Raw genomic sequence first — 19826 nt, 5'->3', positions numbered from 1 at the left:
TCTATTCTTTAATTTAGATTTAAGCTATGTTCCTCTATACTCGCTAAGGTTGAAATATATTCTCTTCCTGGGCCTTCAGGAAATTTATTGTTAGGCCAATCACCCGTTAAAATTGATTTATTTATTAGTAAAATATTTATTAATTTGTTTTTACCCCAGTATGTATTCATATCTGATAACAATTCAGATATGAATATTCTTTCGATATAAGTGTCAAAGTTGATATTTTTTAATATCTTTGTGTCTTTATATCTTAAATATATAATGCGTGTGATGAATAATGTGGATATTATTCCTAATAAAATAGGATGAATAACTGTCATGAAGTATTCTAAAAACTCTTTACTAATGGTTTTAAAAACTATCAAAACTGCGAATAAAACACAAAATATAATTATTGATGGTATTTTTATCATGCCTATTATTTCTTTGAGAATTGTTTTTTTATCTTTTGATTTAAATCTCATATGTATATTTTTAAATGACATATAAATGTCAAAGTAAGGAATTAACATAAATGATATTAAAGTGGTTATTAAATTATAATATATAGACAAACTAGTTTCAGGGTAAAAGTAATTATATGTAGAAAGATCTTTTGAAAACAACAAAAGTATGATTAAAAGAATAATTTCAAATTTAATCATATTTATAATGGAACTTTTTGGTATTACATTGTTTGATATTCTACGTATAAACATCACAATTAGTGTGCTAGATATTAAGAACAGTAACAATGTTGGTTGTAATAAAATAGCAATAAATAATGCAAAAATATTTAATTGGATTATTTTTTTTCTCCAAGATATTACTTTTCTTACCTTAATAAAAGCATCTGATAATGAAAGTGAGAATATTATTTCTTTATTTCTTTTTAAAAATTCAAAGTCATTTATGTGATAAATGTAGTTTATTGTTTCATGAGCAAGTTTATCACTTATTTTTTGTAAATTTCTGCAAGCTTTAAATGCTTCATCTTGAATCCATGTGTGATTTATTTTTAGAGATTTATTTACCAGTTTATCTATATCTGATTCATCTAATATACCTATTGATTCTATTATTATTTTTTGAGAGACAATATAGTCATTATTATTTATTTGGTTATATATAACCTTTGTTAATGGTTGGATGAAATCAGACAAGCAATCCTTTCTTGTTCTAAATGCATCTCTGATAAACCTTAAGCAATGTATTGATTTAATATATTGAGAGTTTATTTTTCCAGGTTTTATATCTGCGATCTTTTTTATTTCCTCCCAACAGTAATTGGCTATATTTCTAGCTGAATTATTATCAGCAACTTCGCAATACATAACTAAAGCATCTCGCCACCTAGAATCATTAGGTATTGATTCTAAATTTACTAATGATTGGTCTTTTAATAATTTAGTTGCAACTAGGTATTCATTAAATCTTCTATGAGAAAAGCTAAATGAATCATTATCTATACCACCAATTCGACCCAAGCGAATATATTGGAGGATCTTAGTGACATTTCTGACATCATGATTTGGGATTTTGTTAATTAGTTCATTAATTGGAGCACCTAAACCATAGTTCGGTGTATTAAACATGAGTAATGCTATTTCAGATGCACAACTTATTATATCATGAGACGATAATTTGTATTTTTCCACGCGATCTTGAGCTGATTCTAGTCTTTTTCTAATGTAGCTTTGGTATAAGTCTGATTGTTTAGTTGGTAAACTATTTTTATTATCTTTTATATACATAGATATTAAAGATGTTGTAAAAGGATTTCGAGCAATAGATATTAATTCTGGCCTTTCTTTGAAAATTGTTGAAATTTGTTTTTTATCTATTGATACTGATTTTTCAAGAGCTGATTTTATTTGTATCTCACTAAAAGGTCTTATTTCTAATTTTGTGTCAGTTTGAAATTTTTGAGTTGGTTTTCGAAATATTCTTGATGATAATATACCGCGAGATGCATGAGTTCCAGCTAATGTTTTGTAAATTAGATCAGATAAATGATCAACTAACCAAGATTTTTCATTTTCATCAAGTAATGCAGGTATTTCATCAAATGAATCAAGAATAATGAATAATCGACCATTTTTAAACATGTCATCAAAATATTCATCTATAAATTCACATCCAAAAACATCTAGTTCACTTTTTAATGAATTTTTAATGAAAAATAAAAGATCTTTTTGTTGAGGAGGGTTTTCTTCACTCCACTGTGATTCTGTAGTCCAATCTTTTAGATTAATATAAATAGGTATACGGCCTGTTTTTTGAACTTCATTAATCATTTCTGAGCATAATTTTCTTAAAGCTACACTCTTACCTGAACCAGGATCTCCTAGAATTAGAAAAACTTGGCTTTTTTTGTCAGAACGAATGGCCTTTAATAGATCTGTAACTTTTCTTTCTTTTTTATTTCCTGTTATAATTTCGACCTCTGCATTTAAAGGTGTGAAAAATTCAGAACTCCAATTTGTTTCTATATCTATTTTATTTATGTTATTTTGCAATACATTACAAAATGAATGTAGAGTTTCTTTATATCCTTTTTTAGGGAATTCTTTATAGATAGCTTTTGGGTGTTCACCCATTACTGACTTATCTCTCATAAAATAATTGACAATAGTAATTCCACATAAAATAAAAACAAGGATTATAGATGAAGATAATCCATCAGTTATTTTTATTTCTTTTAGGATTGGGATATCATTTAAAAATCCATTAAAAATAGGATTAAGTAACGATGAGGTTATTATTGAGAGTATTTTATTATTAAATAATAAAGCAGAAGCTGTAATCGATATTATGGATAATGATATAATCCTTACTTTGTTATTACTATTTGCTTGGCCCCAAATATTTTTAGTTATATATAAGAAAAATAGAATAAAGGAACTACTAAAAATTGCGAGTAATAATCCTGAAATATAATAACTACTAATAACAGTAATTAATCCTATGATAAAAATTAAAAAGAATAGTTTATGTTTGGAATCTAGGTTTGTGAACAAATTGTATGTCTCTAAAAAGTTAACTTCAAAAGCAGCATGTTAAACTAAATTATGTCATTATGCATCACGATGTATTGACATTTTTTGTATGGTGCCGTTTAATTACCACATTGCAGAACCTCACCTACTCGGTGGGGTTTTGTCGTTTTAGGATTCCATTTAATCCATAACCGTCTTTTGAGGCGGTTTTTTTATGTCTGAAATTCGCCTATGAGAGAGAAAGTTATTAGCTGGTTTGCCTACCTTTGGGCAGGTTTAACCGGTGTAGCCTCTGGTCTTTCCATGAACGAAATAGGGGTGCTCATCTCTATTTTTGCCACCGTATTTACCGCGTTTATTAACTGGTTTTATCGACATCGAACCCTCAAAGCCCTGCAAAACCATCCAGAGGTGAAGAAAATCTATGAGCAAATTGAAGAAGACTAGCGGCGTTATTGGCTGCTTGGTCGCCAGTGTGTTGGCGGTTGTAGCGGGTACCGATCACGAATTAAAAACCACCCCTGATGGATTAGCGTTTATCAGTAATTTAGAAGGGTGTTCATCATCCGCTTATCAATGCAGTGCCGACCGTTGGACTGCAGGGTTAGGCCATACCACAGGAGTAAAACAAGGCGACAAAGCAACCACCGAAACCATTGCTGATTGGTACATTGAAGATATCAGCGCAGCGGAAAAGGTGGTTGATCGGCAAGTGACATTAGCTGCTGGCCCTCAATACGATATGGCAGTGTCATTTGTGTTTAACCTCGGGGCTGGCAACTTTCGCAGTTCTACCTATCTCAAGAAACTTAAAGCAGGGCAGTTAACCGCTGCCTGTAATGAGTTTCCACGCTGGGTATATGTGAATGGGAAAGATTGCCGGCTTGATAGCAGTCACTGTGCTGGCATCGTTAAACGCCGTTTAGCAGAGCAAAAGGTTTGCTTGTATGGCTATCAGTAAGTTCAAGCTCATCGGGACTGTTGGTGCAATAACGGCATTATCGATATTGGCGTGGACGTATTCACAGATAGTGCAAAAGCTGGAAGCGGCTCAAGCATTGGTTGTGGAGCAACAAACCCAATCAAAGCAGTTGGTGGAGGTTAATCAGTCGATGCAATCTACCATTACCCGTTTAGAGCAAGCATCTCACCAAGAACGATTAGCGGCTGAACATAACGAACGTCAACGTCAGCAATGGCAACAACGGGCGTTAAAAGCACAACGTCAAATCGATAAGGATATTGCTCATGAAAAGTGTGCTGATTTGCCTATCCCTAACGCTAGTCAGTGGTTGTACTACACCAAGCCCGCAAGTGGTGACTCAATACAAAATTGAATACATCAAACCACCTGCCGCGTATTTGATTAGCTGCAAACAACCTTTCTATAAACCGCCGATGACTTGGGGTGAAGCCGCGAAACGTGATCCGGTGTGGTTACATCATTTCTCGCTGTGTGCGGCACAAATTGAAAACCTACGCCGTTGTTATAACGACCCAACACACTGTGCGGCGTTACCCACTACAGAGGGAGAGCCATAACCACAATAGAGAGTGCCATGAATAATGAAAAACGTTTTTGGAATACCACCGAACTTGAACAGTTTGGTAAACACCGTTCAACCATACGTAAAAACTTAAAAGCGGCAGGGGTTTCTCCTGTCGCTTATAAGGGCAACACGCCACTTTATGATGTGGTGCAAGTCGCACCGTACCTATGCCAACAACCGCGTAAAGAATCAGATGCACCCGATTTAATGGGGTTTAAAACTGCAGCTGAATTACGGGCGTATGTGCAAAGCGAACGTGAAAAGCTGATTTTGATGCGGGAATCTGGTGAGAGTGTCACCAAAGAAGATTATGAGAATGAAATTGCCGTTTGTATTGCCAGTGTTAAAGGCTTTAAAGACAAGGTGATCACCCGTATTGAATCTGCTATTCCTACCGCGACACCGCAACAACTTGAAGATTTAGAAACTCTGCTTAATTTCGATTTAAAGGCGGTCGCTGATGAGCTTGAGACAGTTTGATGCCCGTTTAGGGATTGAGTTTGCCAATGCTAAAGCCATTCGCCGTGGCTTTGCTTATCTGTGTGCGCCCACGGATAAAACACCGGTGGAAGCGGCTGATGATGAACTGTGGATCTCAGATGGTACCGATGTGACTAAGTTTCTATCGTCGCAAGTACCGTACATGCGAGAGCCGTTAAATTGTTTGGCTCGGCGTATTTATGAAGCAGTGATTGTGGTTGGTCCTGCGCGTTCAGGTAAAACCAAAGCGATGGTGGAAGGCTGGATAAATTACACCGTCACCCAAGCCCCTGGTGACATGCTGCTTATCTATAGTACCAAAACCAAAGCTACCGATATGTCGAAGGTCGATTTAGAACGAAGCTTTTCAGCCACGGCAGGCATTGCCAAGCTGAGAACAGGGCGTAAAGCTGATGACAATATCACCTCGAAGAAATTTAAAAATGGCATGATCCTAAAGTTGGATTCTGCCACCGAAACCAGTTTATCTGCGTCCACCTATCGTTATGCCGGCGCGACCGATTACGATCGTGCTGATGATGCGGTCGGCCAAGAAGGTTCTAAGTTTGAACTGATGCTAATGCGTGTTCAAAACGCGAAATCATCCGGCATGGTGATGGCAGAATCTTCTCCTGGTCGTATTGTACGTAACCCTAAACGGGTTGAAGATTTATCACCGCATGAATCCCAACCTTGTGGTGGTATTGCTGATTTATATAACCAAGGTGATCGCCGTCGTTTCTATTGGTTATGCCAAGACTGTCATAGCTATTTTCGTCCTGATTTTGAAACGCTTAAATGGGAACAACATGCTGAGCCTTTAGAAGCGGCTAAAACCGCATGGGTTGAATGTCCTCGTTGTTGCCATCGTCATACTGAATCACAAAAACAGACCATGAATCTTGAAGGGCGTTGGTTTCGTGATGGTGCAATTGACCAATATGGTGAGGTTGTCACCGATGAATCAGCGATTCGAACCAGTAAATGGGCAACGTTTTGGTTTGAAGGCATTGTGGCAGCCTATGCCAGTTGGGAAAACTTGGTGTATCGCTTTCTTAATGCGGATGCCTTGTACAAAGACTGTGGTGATGAAGAGTCATTAAAAACCTTTATCAACGTGCGTATGGGGCGACCTTATGTGATGCAGTCGCGTGGTCAAGAAGTCGGTGCGCATCAGTTAATGGCGCGAGCTGCTGATCATGAACGTGGCATTGTGCCATTAGGTGGACGCTTCTTAATGATGTCCATCGATGTGCAAGGTGGCAAACAGAACCCACGTTTTGTGGTGCAAGCCCATGTCTATGGTGAAGGGCTGCAGCGATGGGTGATTGACCGCTTTGAAATCCTTACCAATCCCTATCGTAACAATGACCGCATTAACCCAATGGTGTATGCCGAAGATTGGGATTTGTTGATTGAACAAGTGATCAAGAAAACCTATCCCTTAGCAGATGGCTCAGGGCGGGTGATGAAGCCGGTATTAACTTTGTGTGATTCTGGTGGCTCAGGTGAGAAGAAAAAAGGTAAACAGAAAAGCTCATCCGTTACCGATCATGCTTATCAGTTTTATAACCGCCTCAAAGGGCATGGCTTATCGCATCTATTCCGCTTAGTGAAAGGGGCAAGCCGTGACATTGATGATCTGGTTAAAGAAACCTATCCCGATAAACGCAGTAAGTTGGCCAACGGTGAAATCCCGTTGTTAATGCTGCATACCAACCGTTTAAAAAATCGCGTTGCTGCCAGTTTTTCACGGTTAGAGTTTGGTGCGCGGTTCTTTCATTTACCGGGTTGGGCGGATCGGGTTTGGTTTGATGAACTGACCGTTGAATATATTGACGAGCTTGGTCATTGGCAAAAGCCTGATGGTGCACGTAATGAGTCGTTTGATTTATGTGCCTATGCCGAAGCCGGTATGCATTACAAAGGCGGTGATGATATCCATTGGGATAACCCGCCAGCATGGGCCGCTGATTGGCAATTTAATAGCAATGTGGTTGATGCTGACCAAACGCCGAAGTTTGAGCGGGTGGCGCGTCGACGATATAACCACTCAAAAGGAATTTTTGGATGACAACCCAACGTGAACGGCTGCAGTGGTATCTCGATGCCGAGAAAAAGATCTTGATGCAACAAGCGGTTGAAACAGCTGAAGGGGAAAAGCTGACCTTTGCGAGTTTGGCAACGGTACGTCGTGAAATAGAACGTCTGCAGCAGTTGATTAGCCGTGAAAATCAGGGAGGACGTCGCAGTATGATCCGGAGAAACTACCTTGAGTAAATTGAATATAGCCGATCGTATCATTTGTTATTTTAATCCTAAGTCGGGGGCTGAACGGCTTTATAACCGTAACCTGATTAATAAATACCAAGCCGCACTGCCTGCTAATCCTCATACCAAAAAACGTAATGCTCGCTCTACTGGCAAAGCCAACCAAATCAATAAAGATGCGAAGTCTTTACGCGAACGTGCACGACATATGGATGAAAATACACCTTATGTTACTGCCATTCTTGATGAACTATGTGCCAATGTCGTAGGACCTAACGGCATTATGATTGAACCACAGCCGTTAGACATGAACGGTGATGTTCACACTGACTTTGCCCGTAAGATCAGCGAATGGTTTGAACGGTTTTCATTGCAACAGAACATTGATGGTGAGTTATCACGGGCTGAAACCGAATGGTTAGCCTGTCGAACGTGGCTGCGTGATGGTGAAGTGTTTGCTCGTTATTACCTAGGACGAGATGCAGGGATTGAATACCCATCATCAACACCGTTTGGGGTGCAGCCATTTGAGCCTGATTACATTCCCCTGAATATCAACGAGCCTGAAAAGGGCATGTATGAAGGTATTCGCCGTAATAGTTTAGGTCAGATGGTGTCTTTGTTGATTCAGCGTGATGCCCATGGCTTTTCTTTTGCTGAAGTGGATGCGCGGTTCGTAGCGCATTTAAAATTCACCCGTCGATTTCATCAAAACCGAGGGGTAACACTGCTGCATTCGGTTCTAGATTTGATTGCTGATATTGAAGATTACGATCAATCAGAGCGTGTTAGTGCGCAGATTGCCAGCCGCTTTGCCTACTTCATTAAACGAGATACGGGCTCAGGTGAGGCTGATAACTTTGAACGTGGTGGCGATATCTTTCTAGGGATGGGGAACAGTTTTGAACTCGCCCCTGGTGAAGATGCCGGCATTGTTGAAAGCAAGCGCCAAGAAGCCATGAGCAGTCCATTTCGTGATGCTCAAATGCGATTAGCGGCATCAGGTGCGGGTGTTAACTGTTCAAGTGTCACCCGTCATTACACTGGTTCTTATTCCGCCCAACGGCAAGAGCTGATTGATTCCTTTGCCCGTTATCGCATTTTACAACGCAAGTTCGTTACCAGTTGGACCCGTCCTCAATATCGAATGGCACTGCAGATGGCGATTTTATCGCGGGAACTGGTGGTGCCTAAAGAGGTGGATGTGGTTTCAGTACTTAATGCTATTTATCAAGCCCCTGTGATGCCGTGGATTGATCCCGCTAAGGAAATGACCGGCATTGAAAAAGGTACCCGTCTAGGGCTGCAATCACTCAGTCACTTCCAACGTGAACGCAACTATAACCCTGTCGCTGTACGCCGCGAGATAAAAGCCGAACGTCAAGCCATGAATGATGATGCCATTGTGAGTACGGCTGATCCTGCGCATAACGTTCAAACGAAGATCCAACATTCAACCAAAGAGGCACAACATGCCAAAGACAACTAAATCGTGGTTCACGCTCAATAACCAAGGCGAAGGCCAACCGGTGAAGGTGTGGATCCATGGTGATATTGGTAGTTATGACATTGAAGCCATTGATTTAATCAAAGCCCTGCAGTCTGTCGGTACGCAAGATGCTGAGTTCCGTATTCAAAGTTATGGTGGCTCGGTCTATGAAGGGCTGGCGATGTATAACGCCATTAAAGCTCACAAAGGTAAAACCATTGGCATCGTGGATGGGTTAGTGGCATCTATTTCTAGCTATTTCTTAATGGCTTGCGATGAAATTCAAATGCCTGAAAACGCCAAGCTAATGATTCATGATCCCGCTATTGGTGCGTGGGGTGGTGAAAATGAAATAGAAAGTGCGTTAACTCAACTGAAGAACGCCAAGCAGACCATTGCCGAAGCCTATGCCGAACGCTGTGGTAAGTCGTTAGATGATGTGCTGCAAGCGATGGCAAAAGAAACCTGGTTCACCGCCAACCAAGCGTTGGAGTTTGGTTTGATTGATGCGGTGATTGATGCTGTGGACTTATCCAATTGCCTTAAAAAAGTTTCTGCCACTGAACTGCAAGCCAAAGCCTTTAAACATACCCCTGATGATTTATTGAATCAGCTTGTGCAACCGCCAGCAACGCCAATACCTGAACCTCTAATAAACCAACAAAGTGATCCTATGCCTAAACCTATTGATAACGATGCATTACAAAATGCGTTAAAAAACGAGAACCAACGTCAATCGACTATTCGTGCTTTGTGTGCAACCCATAAGGTGAGTGACACCCTGCGTGATGAAATGCTTAATGATTTAAATTGCAGTGCTGAAGATAGCTCACTCAAGATACTGCAATACTTGGGTTCGATTTCCATTAATGGTCAAGAGCCCACTGCAGAACAACCACCAACAGGGTTAACCAATACTCATATTCATGTGGGCAACGGTAATACCACTAAAGATACGCTGCAAAATGCGCTAAATGCTCGTTGTGGTACGGGTGAAATTGAAAAAGATAACCCGTACCGCTTAAAAACCTTACTTGATATGGCTGAAATAGCGGTGGGTAAGGACGCTAAATATTGCGGTAACAAGAATGAATTAGTCGCTCGTGCGTTTAACAGCGGCGATTTTGCAGACATTATCACCGAAAGTGTACGAACGGTGATGCGAGATGAAGCACAAGTACGTGCACCATTATGGCGAGACTTGGCGAATACTGAAAACCTGCCTAACTTTAAAGAAACTGATTTAATTCTGATTAATGATGCGCCTGATTTAATGGCGGTATCAGAAGACGGTGAATACAAATCAGCTACCATCAAAGGCAGTGGTGAGAAAATTCAGTTAGCCAGTTTTGGTCGTGAAATTGCCTTTACTCGTCAAGCTATCATCAATGATGAGATTGCCTTGATCTCAAAAATTCCGCGTAAGTTCATGCAATCGGCTTATCGCTTGTCGGATAAGTTGATGTTTAACGCCATTCTTAGCGGAAAAATGGGCGATGGTAAGAGTGTGTTCCAAGCAGGTGGCGCGAATAAGTGGGGCAACTTAGTTAATGATATTCCTGCCGCTGATTACCAAGCCTTAGTGATGGCGCTGCATAAAGCCTTTGCAACCGCGACCACCTCTGAAGGGGATGCGTTAGATTTACGCGGTGAAATCCTGCTGGCTAACCCTGACCATGCATCATTCTTAGAAGCGGTACTTAATACGGCCAGTAAACCTGATACGTTTAACCCTGCCTATAAGAAGTTTCCTAAAGTGGTTGAAACCGCACGATTAGCTTCGATTAATGGTGCGATTGCGTTAACCGGTAAAGATTTTGATTCGGTAGTGATGGGCTTCCTTGATGGTGCACAAGATCCTTGGTTAGAAACGGGGGATGGTTGGAGCAGTGACGGTGCGAAGTTCCGTATTACTTATGATGTGACTTCGAAAGTGCTCGATCGTCGTGGCATTGCTCAGGCAACGTTTGCCAATAAATAATAGCGATTGTTATAGGGTGCTTCGGCATCCTTTTTTATAAGCGTAATAAACACATGGACAGAAAACACTATGCGTATTGCTGATGGTTTAAAGATTGATTTAAAAGCGCCTGTGGGTGGCTTTGAGAAAGATGTGCCAGTTAAATATGGTGCGTTGATTGTGGTACCTAACTATTCGGCTCAAGAAGGCCAAATGGTGAGCTGTACTTACCGTGGTTTGTTTGATGGACCCATTAAAGCCGGTGATTCTCCATCCTTTGTGGGTGAAGCGGCTTATTTTGATGGTGGTGTATTTACTAAAACCGCACCAACAGGTGATGGTGCGGTGACCATTCCTATCGGCTCATTCATTGATAACGGCGTGTTGTTGATGGGCGTTGCCTTAAACGGTTAATTCACAAAGGGTGGTGATCATCAATGAAGAGTGCGTTTGATGATGCTCGGCAGTTGATTCAAGCCTCTATTCAGCAGTGCTTTGGCAGTGAATTAGTGGTGATGTTACCTGATGGCCAACAACGAAAAATTCAAGGTTACATCAAACACCAATCATCAGAGAATCATGCTATTAAACGGTTATTAACGGGGAGTTGTTTACCACCGTTATCAACCATGATGATAAAGGGTAAGCGTTATAGCTTGGTGCTCTATGGCCATGAACAAGGCAAGGGCAACAAAGACAGTCAGCTGCAGCGTGAATATGTTTTAAATCTGTCGCAAGCAGGGATTAAGCATGACTTCTCTGAATTCTAATATGGTATTAGACACCCGTTTTCTTGCCCGTCTTTCCTACCTACCTGATGAATTAGCCAAAGCCGCTAAACAAGCGATGATCAAAACCAATCGCTGGTTAAGGGCGGTTTCGATGGCTGATTTAGGTTATGAACTCAGTATTGATTCAAAAGCCATGACGACCCGTTTTCGAACCTATAAAAATGGCGGTATGTCAAAGCTGTGGGTGGGGGTAAGAAGCCTTGGTGTGCATCGATTAGGGATACCTGTTCAAAATGGTAAAGGGGTGCAAGTGGGTGGCCATTTCTATGATGGTGCGTTTATCTCACCGATGGACAGTGATCAACTGTTGGTCTTTCGTCGTGGAAATAAAGGTCGAAAATCCATTAAGTTAGTCACAATTGATATTAGTGAAGAAGCAGAAGAGATCATTGATTCTTACTTACCTGATTTGAACCGTAAATTTGAGGAGTTTTTTCATCGTGAGTTCCAATTCATTCTTTCGGGCACCCAGTGAATGGGTGATGACCGTCATTGAACGATTAGAGCAGCGTTTACAGCTCGGCAAGATAGAAACCGCTTATCAACGTGAAGAAACAGAGCCAAGTGCACCTATCGTGCGTTACCAATGCGGTGAATGCCAATCCATTAATCACACCAACAATGATGGCCGTAAAATCCATGAAATTGAGCTGAGATTTTTGGTTGAAGTGCCGATTGCTCAAGCTAACTTTGATGTGGTGGCGCTGGACTTATCCAGTCGTATTGAACGTGAGTTATTCAATCAACGTTTTGGTTGTGTGGATGATGTTGAAGAGGCGCGGTTGATTTCAAATCTGCCGCGCCGTTTTAATCCTGATAATGGGGTGTTCTTACGGGTTGTTACTATCAAGCAGCGTATTTTTATGGGGCCGATTGAACACGATTGGCATGAGATTATAGGAACGAAAGCCAATGTTGAGGGCATTAGTTGAACGGATCCGTTCGTTAGAAAAAGAAGTGATGGCTTTGCGTGAAGAAATGGAAGAAAACCGCCGTTCCTCAAACAATATTATTCGCCTTGGTGTGGTGGCTGCGGCATCAGAACAAAGTGTTGATGTTACCGCTGGTCAGAATAAGGCAACGCGGGTGCCGTTCTTTGTTCATAGTGCGGGGCGTGTTAGTCACTATCGGCGTCCTAGTGTCGGTGAGCAGTGCATTCTGATTAACTTAGGTTGTGGTGATAACCTCAATAATTCCGTTGCTCTTATGGGATTACCTTCAACAAACTTTCCTTGTCCTACTACCGAAGAAAACCAAGTGATGACCGATTACGGCAACGGTATGACTGAGTGTTATGACTTAGATACTGGTGCATTAACGGCGCATTATCCTGGTGGTGTCAAAGTGGTGGGTGATATAGAACAAGAGGGTAATTATCGTGCTTCGGGTGATGTGGCTGATGGTACTCGTTCGATGGCTGCGGATCGTAAGATTTATAACGGTCATATCCATAGGCATGGAAACCCTAACACCAGTAAAACGGAGCAACAACAATGATAGGGATTGATCCTAAAACAGGGAAAACCGTCACAGGTATTACAGCGTTAACGTGTCGGTTTGAACGGATCCTGACAACACAAATGACCTCACGCATTAAGCGCCGCCAAATAGGGAATAAAGCCATTGCCCGGTTAGGTCGCATGCAAAGCCCAACGGAAGCCATGATAGTGCAAAACCTATCCCTTGAAGCGTTGGCTAATCCTGCTAATGGTTTAATCCAATTTAAAGCTAAACAGTGCCAAGCCATAGCAAGTGATACGGGGTTTTCAGTGGTGGTGAAAGGCGTATGGCAAGGGAATGATATTAAATTACAGGTGCGGTTATGAGTTTACCTAAAGCGTTTGTGGTGCCTGAATTTGAAACCTTATTGAGTGAGTATATTGAAGCTGCGGTGGCGTATTGTGCTAAGTCAGATACCGATAAGGCGCAATTATTACACCAAGCCATGACCAATGATGGTGAACTGCTGGCACAAGTGACTCAGGCGTTTGTATTAAAGCGAGTGGCTGAGATTCGAGAGCAGAATCACCAAGCTTTGCAGATGTTTCGTAAGTTCGTCACTGAATCCGACATGGTGGATTTGCTGGCATTGCAATATGGCTTAAAGCGGCAAATATTAACGCCAAGCGATAACAGTATTTTTCCACCTAAACCCGCCATCATGGAATCAGATGCAAGCCTACTGCAGCGGTTTGATTTAGCGCCTTATCAGTTCCATACCACAGGTACGCGAATGGGGTATAAATTTCATGCGCTGACCTTAGATGAACGGCCGCTGATAAAGATTGAATCAGAGCCTGATGCGGTGGTGATGCGGTATGAATTTCAGCACTTAAACAGGCCGATGCCTGTTAAAGATGCGATGCCTAAAATGCTAGAGCCCAACTCTGGCAAAGTGTGTGTGGCAGTGCTAAGTCGAGAACATCCACAAGGCATTGCCAGTGCTGCGTTATTAAAGCGGGTGGCTGATTACCTTCAACGTGATGATATTGCTCAAGAGTCTGATGAAATCACCACTAAGAGTGCGGCTCCAAAGCTATATCGAATTGTGGCTTCGGTGTATACCGGCTCTGATCCAAGCTCGCATGTTGATAAAGCCCAAGCCGAACACGCTGCATGGACGTTAGCTGAAAAACGCCATAAGCTCAATGGCATTGTTGATAGAGAAGAGGTGGCACACATTCTTTATGAGTTAGGGGCAAAACGCGCCAAAGTCCACGAACCTGCAGCTGATGTTATTTGCCAGTGGGATGAAGCGCCGTATTGTACGGAGGTGATCATTGATGTTCGAGGTGACTGAGCCTTTTATTTCTGTTCAACCTGAAAACCGCACCTTGATTGAAGAATCCTTAGAATATGCTTGGCATACCTTACTAGCGAACCAACGCGATCCCTTTCCTGAGCTAAAACAACCACGATTAACCTCAGAACACTTTGTTTCCTTACTTGCTGGTGAGCGTGGGGTAACCGATTGGCGACCTGAAGATTCCTTAGAGCAGCAACGTAAAACTGCCGATAACGCTTTTGAAATCCATCGAAAAGCCGGAACGCGACACGGTTTAGCGGTGGCTATGGATGCGTTGGATTGTGATATTGAAGTTACCCCTTGGTATCAAATGGATGCGCCTCCAGGTCCTTATCATATTGAGGTGGTGGCTTGGAAACGTAATGAGCCAGTAAATCAAAAAACAGCTAAACGGATGCTGACACGGATTGAAAATACCAAGTCTGAGCGCGACACCGTTGAACTGATTTTAGCTTTTGGTTTAGATACTGGGCTCACGTTCTCAGGGGTAAAACAGCCATCTGTTGTTGATTACGATGATTCAGCCACTGGCATCATGCCACCATCACCGCTGGTATTAGCTCCCTTTGGTGTTTCAGGTACTCACTTTCATACCACTGTTGGTGATGAGTCATATCAGGGAGCCATGCCTAATGATGCGTGGTGTGCAGGTGGGAGCTATTTTGCAGGCGGTATGCGTATGGTGATGAGTACCGATATAACGTTAGGAGCAAGAACATGAGTTCACCCGTTGTTCAATTTACTAAAGTGGGATTGGCAGAGCTAATTAGCGCCAAAAACCAAGGCATCAAAGGGGCGATTAAATGGATAGCGGCAGGTGACCGCAGTTATCAGCCAACACCGGAACAAAAAGCGTTGTACAACGAAAAGCAACGTGAACTGATTTCAGATTGGGAAGAATTAAGCCCCACACAACTACGTATGGCGGCGGTATTTAAAGGCAATCTGGAATATGAAGTGCGAGAAGTCGGGTTCTTTTTAGAAACGGGCACCTTGTTAGCGGTCTATTCAGTGCCTAATACTTTATTGGCGTATAAATCAGCCAATGCCAGTTGGTTGCAGAAGTTCACGCTAGATGTCTCCCCATTACCGTCAAATAGCATCACGATTGAGGTCGGTAATGACAATATAAACCTGTTATTGGGTGAAGAGTTAACCACCATAGCAACAGCTCAAATTGGCAATATGTCGCGCCATCTTGAACTGCTATTTCGTTTTAATGAACTAGAGAAAAGAGTGTGAGGGATTATGGCATGCACGATGGAGGGACCGCCATTACTGAGCATTATTGCCGGCACAACCTATGGCTTTGATGTCAGTTGGACAACCGGTGATGATAGCAATCCTTATGTGAAATTGTTTGGCTGTACCGCTGTTTTCGTTGTGCGCTCTATTGAGGGGGAAGTGCTGGTACGGGGTACCACAGAATCTGGACATATCACCATTATTGAACACCAACAGCAGAGTGATGCGCTCGATATCAAAGTCACCCATGACCAAACCCAAGGCCACCAACCAATAACATGGGAGAACGCGAGTTATGAAGTGCGGGTAACCTTTCCAAGTGGTGATCCTTACAGCATCTTACGCGGTCCTGCTGTACTGATAAAAGGGGCGGTTGATGATTAGCGCAAATGCAAAAGTGTTGGTCACGCTCAATACTGACCGCGTGATAACAGTGCGGTTACCGCAAGGGATTGCTACTGTTCGAGAGCAAGTAAAACCCAATATTCAGGTGGTAACGATTGGTCAACAAGGACCAGTAGGAACTGTCAGTGAAGAGGTTTTAGCAACGGCTGCAGAAGCTAAAGCCTTAGCGGTGGCCGCTTCTGAAGTTACCCAATCAACCGCAACATTGTTAGATAGCGTCATTATCAGCATCACCAACGGGTTTAACTTTCAGGCGGGGGAACTGTCAGCTTAGGAGTGAAAGTGTTAAACAATAAAATTGACCAAATGATAGCGGCACTCAATAACGTGATGGGTGTGATTAATGGCAAGTTGCGATTAAAAGCTGACAAAACAGAAATCTATTCACGTTCTTATCTTGATGATCCGCTTTCTACTTTAGGCGCTAACACGGCAACGGCCAATAAACTCAAAGTTGCCCGCACCATCACCCTTGGCCGTGATGCCAATGGCTCAGTGTCCTTTGATGGTTCAGGCAATGTCACGCTGCAGGTCACCATTCCTGCACTTGATGATAAAGCCGATACGATTGATACCTTAACACCGACACAAATAGATGCCCGTATTAAGCAATTGATAGGCGTGGCACCTGAAGTATTAGATACCTTTGAAGAGTTGGCCAAGGCACTAGGTAATGATCCCCATTTTGCTGCCACCATGACAGCGGAATTAGCCAAGAAAGCGAATGCCAATCAGGTCTACAGCATTACGGCGGCGGATGCACAATTTCTAACTAAACGAGGTAAAGCGGCAGACACCACACTGTTTGGTGGTAATGCGCCAGCTCACTATGCAACCTCAGGCCAAATATCGACATTAGAGCAAGAGATTGCGGATGGTTTTACACGACTTGCCGCATCGTTTAATGATGCAGCGAATAAAATTAATGGAAGTTAATAAATGAGTTTAGAACAACAAATAGGGGCATTAGTTAAAGCCTCAGAAAACCTTACTGGTGCCGTGAATGGCAAGATTGGGGATATTGATAAGGAAGTTGAAATAGCAAAGGCTAAGTTTGATAAATTTATAATTCAATCTCGTTTAGAAAACGCTATTTTCCGTCAAACTAAAAATCAATATTGTAATTTAACGGGTACAAATTTAGATTATTTTGCTAAAAATGCGCAATATACAATAGAGGTATCTTTATATCGAACTATTGCTACAGGGGTTGTGTGGAGCGAAAGAGATGCAGAAGAAAAAGAAATCATGACGGCAATGGGAATGGCTGGGAATCAACATTTTCAGCCTGCTATAAGAGTTATGAAAATGGTGTGGAGCAATTATAATTCAAGCGCACATTCGAACTATTCTATATACCCCAATCCTATTGCAAATATATCTGGATATATTACGGTAGCGAGTTATGCCAAATTGATTTCTGGTAGTATTTCAAATATGTGGTTAGACGGCATTACTGATAATTGGAGTCTATGCGGTAAACATTATAATGGAAGACCAGGGGCTTATTTGCATGCGCATCCATATGTAGGATCAGCAAGTGGTGAAGTTTTATTCATTTGGCCTGGGGTTGTATCAGGTCATGTTCCCTTAGATAAAAATGCACCTAAATGGGGTTACTGGCCATCAATGTACGGTGAATCTCCTTATGACGCGCAACCAGGATCTTAATAATGCAAGATAAAATATTTGATTATTCAAACGATATTTTAAGTTCGATTGAAGTGAATGAACGTTGTGAAGCCTATATCACAAAATATTATGCGTTAGGTAAGCAATTAACGATTGAACGAGTTGGCCCAGAGGATGTTAAAATTCAAATGCACACATTTATTGATGCTTGTCGTGCTTGGGCTAATTCAAAAGAACCAAAGCCAAAAGATTTATATCTTATTACACCTACCATTTAGAAACCGCTCTAGTCAGCGGTTTTTTTACATCTAAATTTCACGTTTAAAGGACACCACATGGCAACCTTGAATCAAACAGGGCTGCAAGATCATCCGATCTTGCAGCCTTTTCGTTTAAATGGGCGTTGGTATTCACCTGCAGATAACACCATTGCGTTACATCCAACCCAAACCGCCTTTTTGCTGATGAATGGCAAGATTGGTAAACCAGCACAACTTCCAACCCAACAAAAAGCCAAAGGACAGCAACAATGAGTTCATTAGCACCCATTCAAGATTTTGAATTAAACGGGGTTGAGGTTCGTACCATTGAACCGCAACCAAGTATGGGGCCATTAGCGCAACAAGTGGTGCACTTGATTGGTACGGCGCCCGATAAACGCGGCACCATTGCTTATAACGAGCCAACACGGTTATGGAATTATGCTGATGCGATGATGGCATTAGATTCAACCGGTAATCGTCAAGGCTCATTACCTACTGTGGTGCGTTACTTGTTTGAGTACGTGAAATGCGCACTCTATGTCACGGTGGTTGAAGTCGGTGCGACTACTGCAGCCACCGAAGCCAATGTGATTGGTGGTGTGGATTCAGCAACCGGTGCCATTCGTGGTTTGGAAACCGTTAAGGCTTGCCCTGAAACACCCACCATTATTGCCGCCCCTGGTTTTCATTCAAAAGCAGTAGGACAAAAGTTGGCGTTAATTGGGCGTGATGTGCGTTGTCGTCCTGTGCTTGATGGTCCAAACACCAATGATATGGCTGCCGCAGAGTTTGCGGCAGAGTTTGGCGCTGAAGGAACCGGCGAAGATAAGCTGTGCATTATCGATCCTTGGTTTATGAAAACCTATGACGGCGTACAAGTATTAATGCCAGCATCCATCGCTTTAGTGGCGGCAATGGCTTCGGTATCCGGTTGGGAAAGTCCACAAAATCGCTCTGTGGTGTGTGATGAAACCGCCCGTAACATTGCCTATAAAATCAATGACAAAACGACGCAAGCGAACTTTCTGAATAAACATGGTGTGGTGACGATAGCGCATACACGAATGGGCGGTTATTCGATCATTGGTAACCGTACTAATACCGGACGTTTTATCTCTCATGTTGGCTTAGAAGACTTGATGGCACGTAAGTTAGAAGAAACCAGCCAACCATTATTGGGTAAACAACTGACTGAAGAGTTCATGCAGCAAGTGGTTGATCGTTTAACCAATTGGGGGCAGGACTTAGTGGCGCAGACCGTGATCCCTGTGTTTAAAGCCTTTCTTCATCCCACTAAGAATAATATTGAAAATTACACGGCGGGTCGATGGTTCCTATGCGTGAACTATGGCCGCTATTCACCAAATGAACACATGGTGTATGAAATGAGTGTTGATAACGGGTTAATTGCAGCATGGCTTGATGAGGTGGTAAATGGCTGATCGTATTCGTATGCGCATTACGGCACAGGTTGAATCTGTGCCATTGATGAATGAAATCGTGGACTTTACGCCACCGGAAGTGAAAGCCAAGTTAGCCAATAATGAAGGGGCATTTGTTGCTTCTGAAGATACCGTTGGCTTAGAAAAGCTCAGTTGGTCATTGAAAGTGAAAGGCGAACATGGGGTGTTATCGCGCTCTTTAGGTAAGTACACCATGGGTAATGCCCAGATTAACGTGGTCGAAAAAGGCAAAAGTACCGATGGTGTTCCCTATGTGGAAACCTATTCGATGTATGGACCGATCACCGCTATTAAGAAAGAAGCAGTGAAGATGGGCGAGAAGCCCACCATTACCATTGAAGGTACCTGTAAAGCCTACACCCAATATGATACGGGGTTATTGGTTCATGATATCAATGTGAATACCGGTAAAACCATTATTGGTGGTGTCGATTTGATGGGATTAGCAGGCATCATTTAAATCTGATTTTATCTTGAGTAACGAATAGCG

27 protein-coding genes are annotated in these 19826 nt (G+C 42.1%); 26 read left to right on the top strand and 1 reads right to left on the bottom strand.

Going from position 1 to position 19826, the window contains the following annotated elements:
• Positions 1-8: 8 nt before the first annotated feature.
• Positions 9-3002, bottom strand: a complete 2994-nt coding sequence (locus OC457_RS07850; RefSeq protein WP_144379629.1) for an NACHT domain-containing protein — start codon at positions 3000-3002, stop codon at positions 9-11.
• Positions 3003-3212: 210 nt separating this feature from the next.
• On the opposite strand from OC457_RS07850, the gene OC457_RS07845 reads away from it, so the two are divergent.
• The 26 genes from OC457_RS07845 to OC457_RS07720 all read left to right on the top strand — a co-directional run bounded on the left by OC457_RS07845 (position 3213) and on the right by OC457_RS07720 (position 19796).
• Entirely contained in the window at positions 3213-3428 is a 216-nt protein-coding gene (locus tag OC457_RS07845; RefSeq protein WP_036794948.1) for an HP1 family phage holin, read from the top strand.
• On the top strand, positions 3406-3942 hold the full coding sequence (locus OC457_RS07840) for a lysozyme (protein WP_262054053.1): 537 nt from the start codon (positions 3406-3408) through the stop codon (positions 3940-3942). The genes OC457_RS07845 and OC457_RS07840 overlap by 23 nt, the downstream gene beginning before the upstream one ends.
• Entirely contained in the window at positions 3929-4318 is a 390-nt protein-coding gene (locus OC457_RS07835) for a hypothetical protein (RefSeq protein ID WP_080176550.1), read from the top strand. The genes OC457_RS07840 and OC457_RS07835 overlap by 14 nt, the downstream gene beginning before the upstream one ends.
• Positions 4299-4523 (top strand): Rz1-like lysis system protein LysC, encoded by a 225-nt coding sequence (gene lysC, locus OC457_RS07830; RefSeq protein WP_235867010.1) that lies wholly within the window; start codon positions 4299-4301, stop codon positions 4521-4523. Before OC457_RS07835 ends, lysC begins: the two co-directional genes overlap by 20 nt.
• A 17-nt stretch (positions 4524-4540) precedes the next feature.
• Entirely contained in the window at positions 4541-5011 is a 471-nt protein-coding gene (locus tag OC457_RS07825; RefSeq protein WP_036794941.1) for a hypothetical protein, read from the top strand.
• Entirely contained in the window at positions 4992-7085 is a 2094-nt protein-coding gene (locus OC457_RS07820; protein WP_080176552.1) for a terminase gpA endonuclease subunit, read from the top strand. The genes OC457_RS07825 and OC457_RS07820 overlap by 20 nt, the downstream gene beginning before the upstream one ends.
• Positions 7082-7291: a hypothetical protein gene (locus OC457_RS07815; protein ID WP_036794937.1), complete on the top strand. Its 210-nt coding sequence runs from the start codon at positions 7082-7084 to the stop codon at positions 7289-7291. The genes OC457_RS07820 and OC457_RS07815 overlap by 4 nt, the downstream gene beginning before the upstream one ends.
• Positions 7284-8771, top strand: a complete 1488-nt coding sequence (locus OC457_RS07810) for a phage portal protein (RefSeq protein WP_235867011.1) — start codon at positions 7284-7286, stop codon at positions 8769-8771. Before OC457_RS07815 ends, OC457_RS07810 begins: the two co-directional genes overlap by 8 nt.
• A complete protein-coding gene (locus OC457_RS07805) occupies positions 8755-10752 on the top strand; it encodes a ClpP-like prohead protease/major capsid protein fusion protein (protein ID WP_262054052.1) in 1998 nt (665 codons plus the stop codon). Before OC457_RS07810 ends, OC457_RS07805 begins: the two co-directional genes overlap by 17 nt.
• Before the next feature lie 69 nt (positions 10753-10821).
• Complete coding sequence (locus OC457_RS07800) at positions 10822-11145, top strand: capsid cement protein (RefSeq protein ID WP_080176615.1); 324 nt, start codon at positions 10822-10824, stop codon at positions 11143-11145.
• A gap of 23 nt (positions 11146-11168) precedes the next feature.
• Positions 11169-11501, top strand: coding sequence for a hypothetical protein (locus tag OC457_RS07795; protein ID WP_080176616.1), 333 nt, complete (start codon positions 11169-11171; stop codon positions 11499-11501).
• Entirely contained in the window at positions 11482-11997 is a 516-nt protein-coding gene (locus tag OC457_RS07790; protein WP_080176617.1) for a phage tail protein, read from the top strand. Before OC457_RS07795 ends, OC457_RS07790 begins: the two co-directional genes overlap by 20 nt.
• Positions 11963-12454 (top strand): hypothetical protein, encoded by a 492-nt coding sequence (locus OC457_RS07785; protein ID WP_065190226.1) that lies wholly within the window; start codon positions 11963-11965, stop codon positions 12452-12454. Before OC457_RS07790 ends, OC457_RS07785 begins: the two co-directional genes overlap by 35 nt.
• Positions 12435-13019: a phage baseplate assembly protein V gene (locus OC457_RS07780; RefSeq protein ID WP_060999093.1), complete on the top strand. Its 585-nt coding sequence runs from the start codon at positions 12435-12437 to the stop codon at positions 13017-13019. The genes OC457_RS07785 and OC457_RS07780 overlap by 20 nt, the downstream gene beginning before the upstream one ends.
• On the top strand, positions 13016-13348 hold the full coding sequence (locus OC457_RS07775; RefSeq protein ID WP_080176521.1) for a phage baseplate protein: 333 nt from the start codon (positions 13016-13018) through the stop codon (positions 13346-13348). Before OC457_RS07780 ends, OC457_RS07775 begins: the two co-directional genes overlap by 4 nt.
• The gene (locus tag OC457_RS07770) at positions 13345-14322 is read left to right on the top strand and encodes a baseplate J/gp47 family protein (RefSeq protein ID WP_080176522.1); all 978 of its coding nucleotides are present in this window, start codon (positions 13345-13347) and stop codon (positions 14320-14322) included. Before OC457_RS07775 ends, OC457_RS07770 begins: the two co-directional genes overlap by 4 nt.
• The gene (locus tag OC457_RS07765; protein ID WP_080176523.1) at positions 14306-15049 is read left to right on the top strand and encodes a phage tail protein I; all 744 of its coding nucleotides are present in this window, start codon (positions 14306-14308) and stop codon (positions 15047-15049) included. The genes OC457_RS07770 and OC457_RS07765 overlap by 17 nt, the downstream gene beginning before the upstream one ends.
• Positions 15046-15570, top strand: coding sequence for a phage tail-collar fiber domain-containing protein (locus OC457_RS07760; RefSeq protein WP_080176524.1), 525 nt, complete (start codon positions 15046-15048; stop codon positions 15568-15570). The genes OC457_RS07765 and OC457_RS07760 overlap by 4 nt, the downstream gene beginning before the upstream one ends.
• A 6-nt stretch (positions 15571-15576) precedes the next feature.
• Positions 15577-15957, top strand: coding sequence for a hypothetical protein (locus tag OC457_RS07755; protein WP_144379624.1), 381 nt, complete (start codon positions 15577-15579; stop codon positions 15955-15957).
• The gene (locus OC457_RS07750) at positions 15950-16252 is read left to right on the top strand and encodes a hypothetical protein (RefSeq protein WP_080176526.1); all 303 of its coding nucleotides are present in this window, start codon (positions 15950-15952) and stop codon (positions 16250-16252) included. The genes OC457_RS07755 and OC457_RS07750 overlap by 8 nt, the downstream gene beginning before the upstream one ends.
• Positions 16253-16260: 8 nt before the next feature.
• The gene (locus OC457_RS07745; protein ID WP_080176527.1) at positions 16261-16914 is read left to right on the top strand and encodes a hypothetical protein; all 654 of its coding nucleotides are present in this window, start codon (positions 16261-16263) and stop codon (positions 16912-16914) included.
• Between the two features lie 3 nt (positions 16915-16917).
• Positions 16918-17649: a hypothetical protein gene (locus OC457_RS07740; RefSeq protein ID WP_080176528.1), complete on the top strand. Its 732-nt coding sequence runs from the start codon at positions 16918-16920 to the stop codon at positions 17647-17649.
• A gap of 2 nt (positions 17650-17651) precedes the next feature.
• Positions 17652-17888 carry a hypothetical protein gene (locus OC457_RS07735; protein WP_080176529.1) on the top strand — a complete coding sequence of 79 codons (237 nt, stop codon included), beginning with the start codon at positions 17652-17654 and terminating at the stop codon, positions 17886-17888.
• Positions 17889-17945: 57 nt separating this feature from the next.
• A complete protein-coding gene (locus OC457_RS07730) occupies positions 17946-18143 on the top strand; it encodes a hypothetical protein (RefSeq protein ID WP_060999078.1) in 198 nt (65 codons plus the stop codon).
• Complete coding sequence (locus OC457_RS07725) at positions 18140-19315, top strand: phage tail protein (RefSeq protein ID WP_080176530.1); 1176 nt, start codon at positions 18140-18142, stop codon at positions 19313-19315. The genes OC457_RS07730 and OC457_RS07725 overlap by 4 nt, the downstream gene beginning before the upstream one ends.
• The gene (locus OC457_RS07720) at positions 19308-19796 is read left to right on the top strand and encodes a phage major tail tube protein (RefSeq protein WP_060999072.1); all 489 of its coding nucleotides are present in this window, start codon (positions 19308-19310) and stop codon (positions 19794-19796) included. The genes OC457_RS07725 and OC457_RS07720 overlap by 8 nt, the downstream gene beginning before the upstream one ends.
• The last annotated feature ends 30 nt before the right edge of the window (positions 19797-19826 follow it).

The organism is Photobacterium toruni (assembly GCF_024529955.1).
Lineage (GTDB): Bacteria > Pseudomonadota > Gammaproteobacteria > Enterobacterales > Vibrionaceae > Photobacterium > Photobacterium toruni.
This window is presented reverse-complemented; position numbering and strand designations above follow the sequence as displayed.

Coding starts and splice junctions, on each gene's coding strand:
- OC457_RS07845 (WP_036794948.1), top strand. CDS start 3,213: ATGAGAGAGAAAGTTATTAGCTGGTTTGCCTACCTTTGGGCAGGTTTA.
- OC457_RS07840 (WP_262054053.1), top strand. CDS start 3,406: ATGAGCAAATTGAAGAAGACTAGCGGCGTTATTGGCTGCTTGGTCGCC.
- OC457_RS07835 (WP_080176550.1), top strand. CDS start 3,929: ATGGCTATCAGTAAGTTCAAGCTCATCGGGACTGTTGGTGCAATAACG.
- OC457_RS07825 (WP_036794941.1), top strand. CDS start 4,541: ATGAATAATGAAAAACGTTTTTGGAATACCACCGAACTTGAACAGTTT.
- OC457_RS07820 (WP_080176552.1), top strand. CDS start 4,992: ATGAGCTTGAGACAGTTTGATGCCCGTTTAGGGATTGAGTTTGCCAAT.
- OC457_RS07815 (WP_036794937.1), top strand. CDS start 7,082: ATGACAACCCAACGTGAACGGCTGCAGTGGTATCTCGATGCCGAGAAA.
- OC457_RS07805 (WP_262054052.1), top strand. CDS start 8,755: ATGCCAAAGACAACTAAATCGTGGTTCACGCTCAATAACCAAGGCGAA.
- OC457_RS07800 (WP_080176615.1), top strand. CDS start 10,822: ATGCGTATTGCTGATGGTTTAAAGATTGATTTAAAAGCGCCTGTGGGT.
- OC457_RS07795 (WP_080176616.1), top strand. CDS start 11,169: ATGAAGAGTGCGTTTGATGATGCTCGGCAGTTGATTCAAGCCTCTATT.
- OC457_RS07790 (WP_080176617.1), top strand. CDS start 11,482: ATGACTTCTCTGAATTCTAATATGGTATTAGACACCCGTTTTCTTGCC.
- OC457_RS07780 (WP_060999093.1), top strand. CDS start 12,435: ATGTTGAGGGCATTAGTTGAACGGATCCGTTCGTTAGAAAAAGAAGTG.
- OC457_RS07775 (WP_080176521.1), top strand. CDS start 13,016: ATGATAGGGATTGATCCTAAAACAGGGAAAACCGTCACAGGTATTACA.
- OC457_RS07770 (WP_080176522.1), top strand. CDS start 13,345: ATGAGTTTACCTAAAGCGTTTGTGGTGCCTGAATTTGAAACCTTATTG.
- OC457_RS07765 (WP_080176523.1), top strand. CDS start 14,306: ATGTTCGAGGTGACTGAGCCTTTTATTTCTGTTCAACCTGAAAACCGC.
- OC457_RS07760 (WP_080176524.1), top strand. CDS start 15,046: ATGAGTTCACCCGTTGTTCAATTTACTAAAGTGGGATTGGCAGAGCTA.
- OC457_RS07755 (WP_144379624.1), top strand. CDS start 15,577: ATGGCATGCACGATGGAGGGACCGCCATTACTGAGCATTATTGCCGGC.
- OC457_RS07750 (WP_080176526.1), top strand. CDS start 15,950: ATGATTAGCGCAAATGCAAAAGTGTTGGTCACGCTCAATACTGACCGC.
- OC457_RS07740 (WP_080176528.1), top strand. CDS start 16,918: ATGAGTTTAGAACAACAAATAGGGGCATTAGTTAAAGCCTCAGAAAAC.
- OC457_RS07735 (WP_080176529.1), top strand. CDS start 17,652: ATGCAAGATAAAATATTTGATTATTCAAACGATATTTTAAGTTCGATT.
- OC457_RS07730 (WP_060999078.1), top strand. CDS start 17,946: ATGGCAACCTTGAATCAAACAGGGCTGCAAGATCATCCGATCTTGCAG.
- OC457_RS07725 (WP_080176530.1), top strand. CDS start 18,140: ATGAGTTCATTAGCACCCATTCAAGATTTTGAATTAAACGGGGTTGAG.
- OC457_RS07720 (WP_060999072.1), top strand. CDS start 19,308: ATGGCTGATCGTATTCGTATGCGCATTACGGCACAGGTTGAATCTGTG.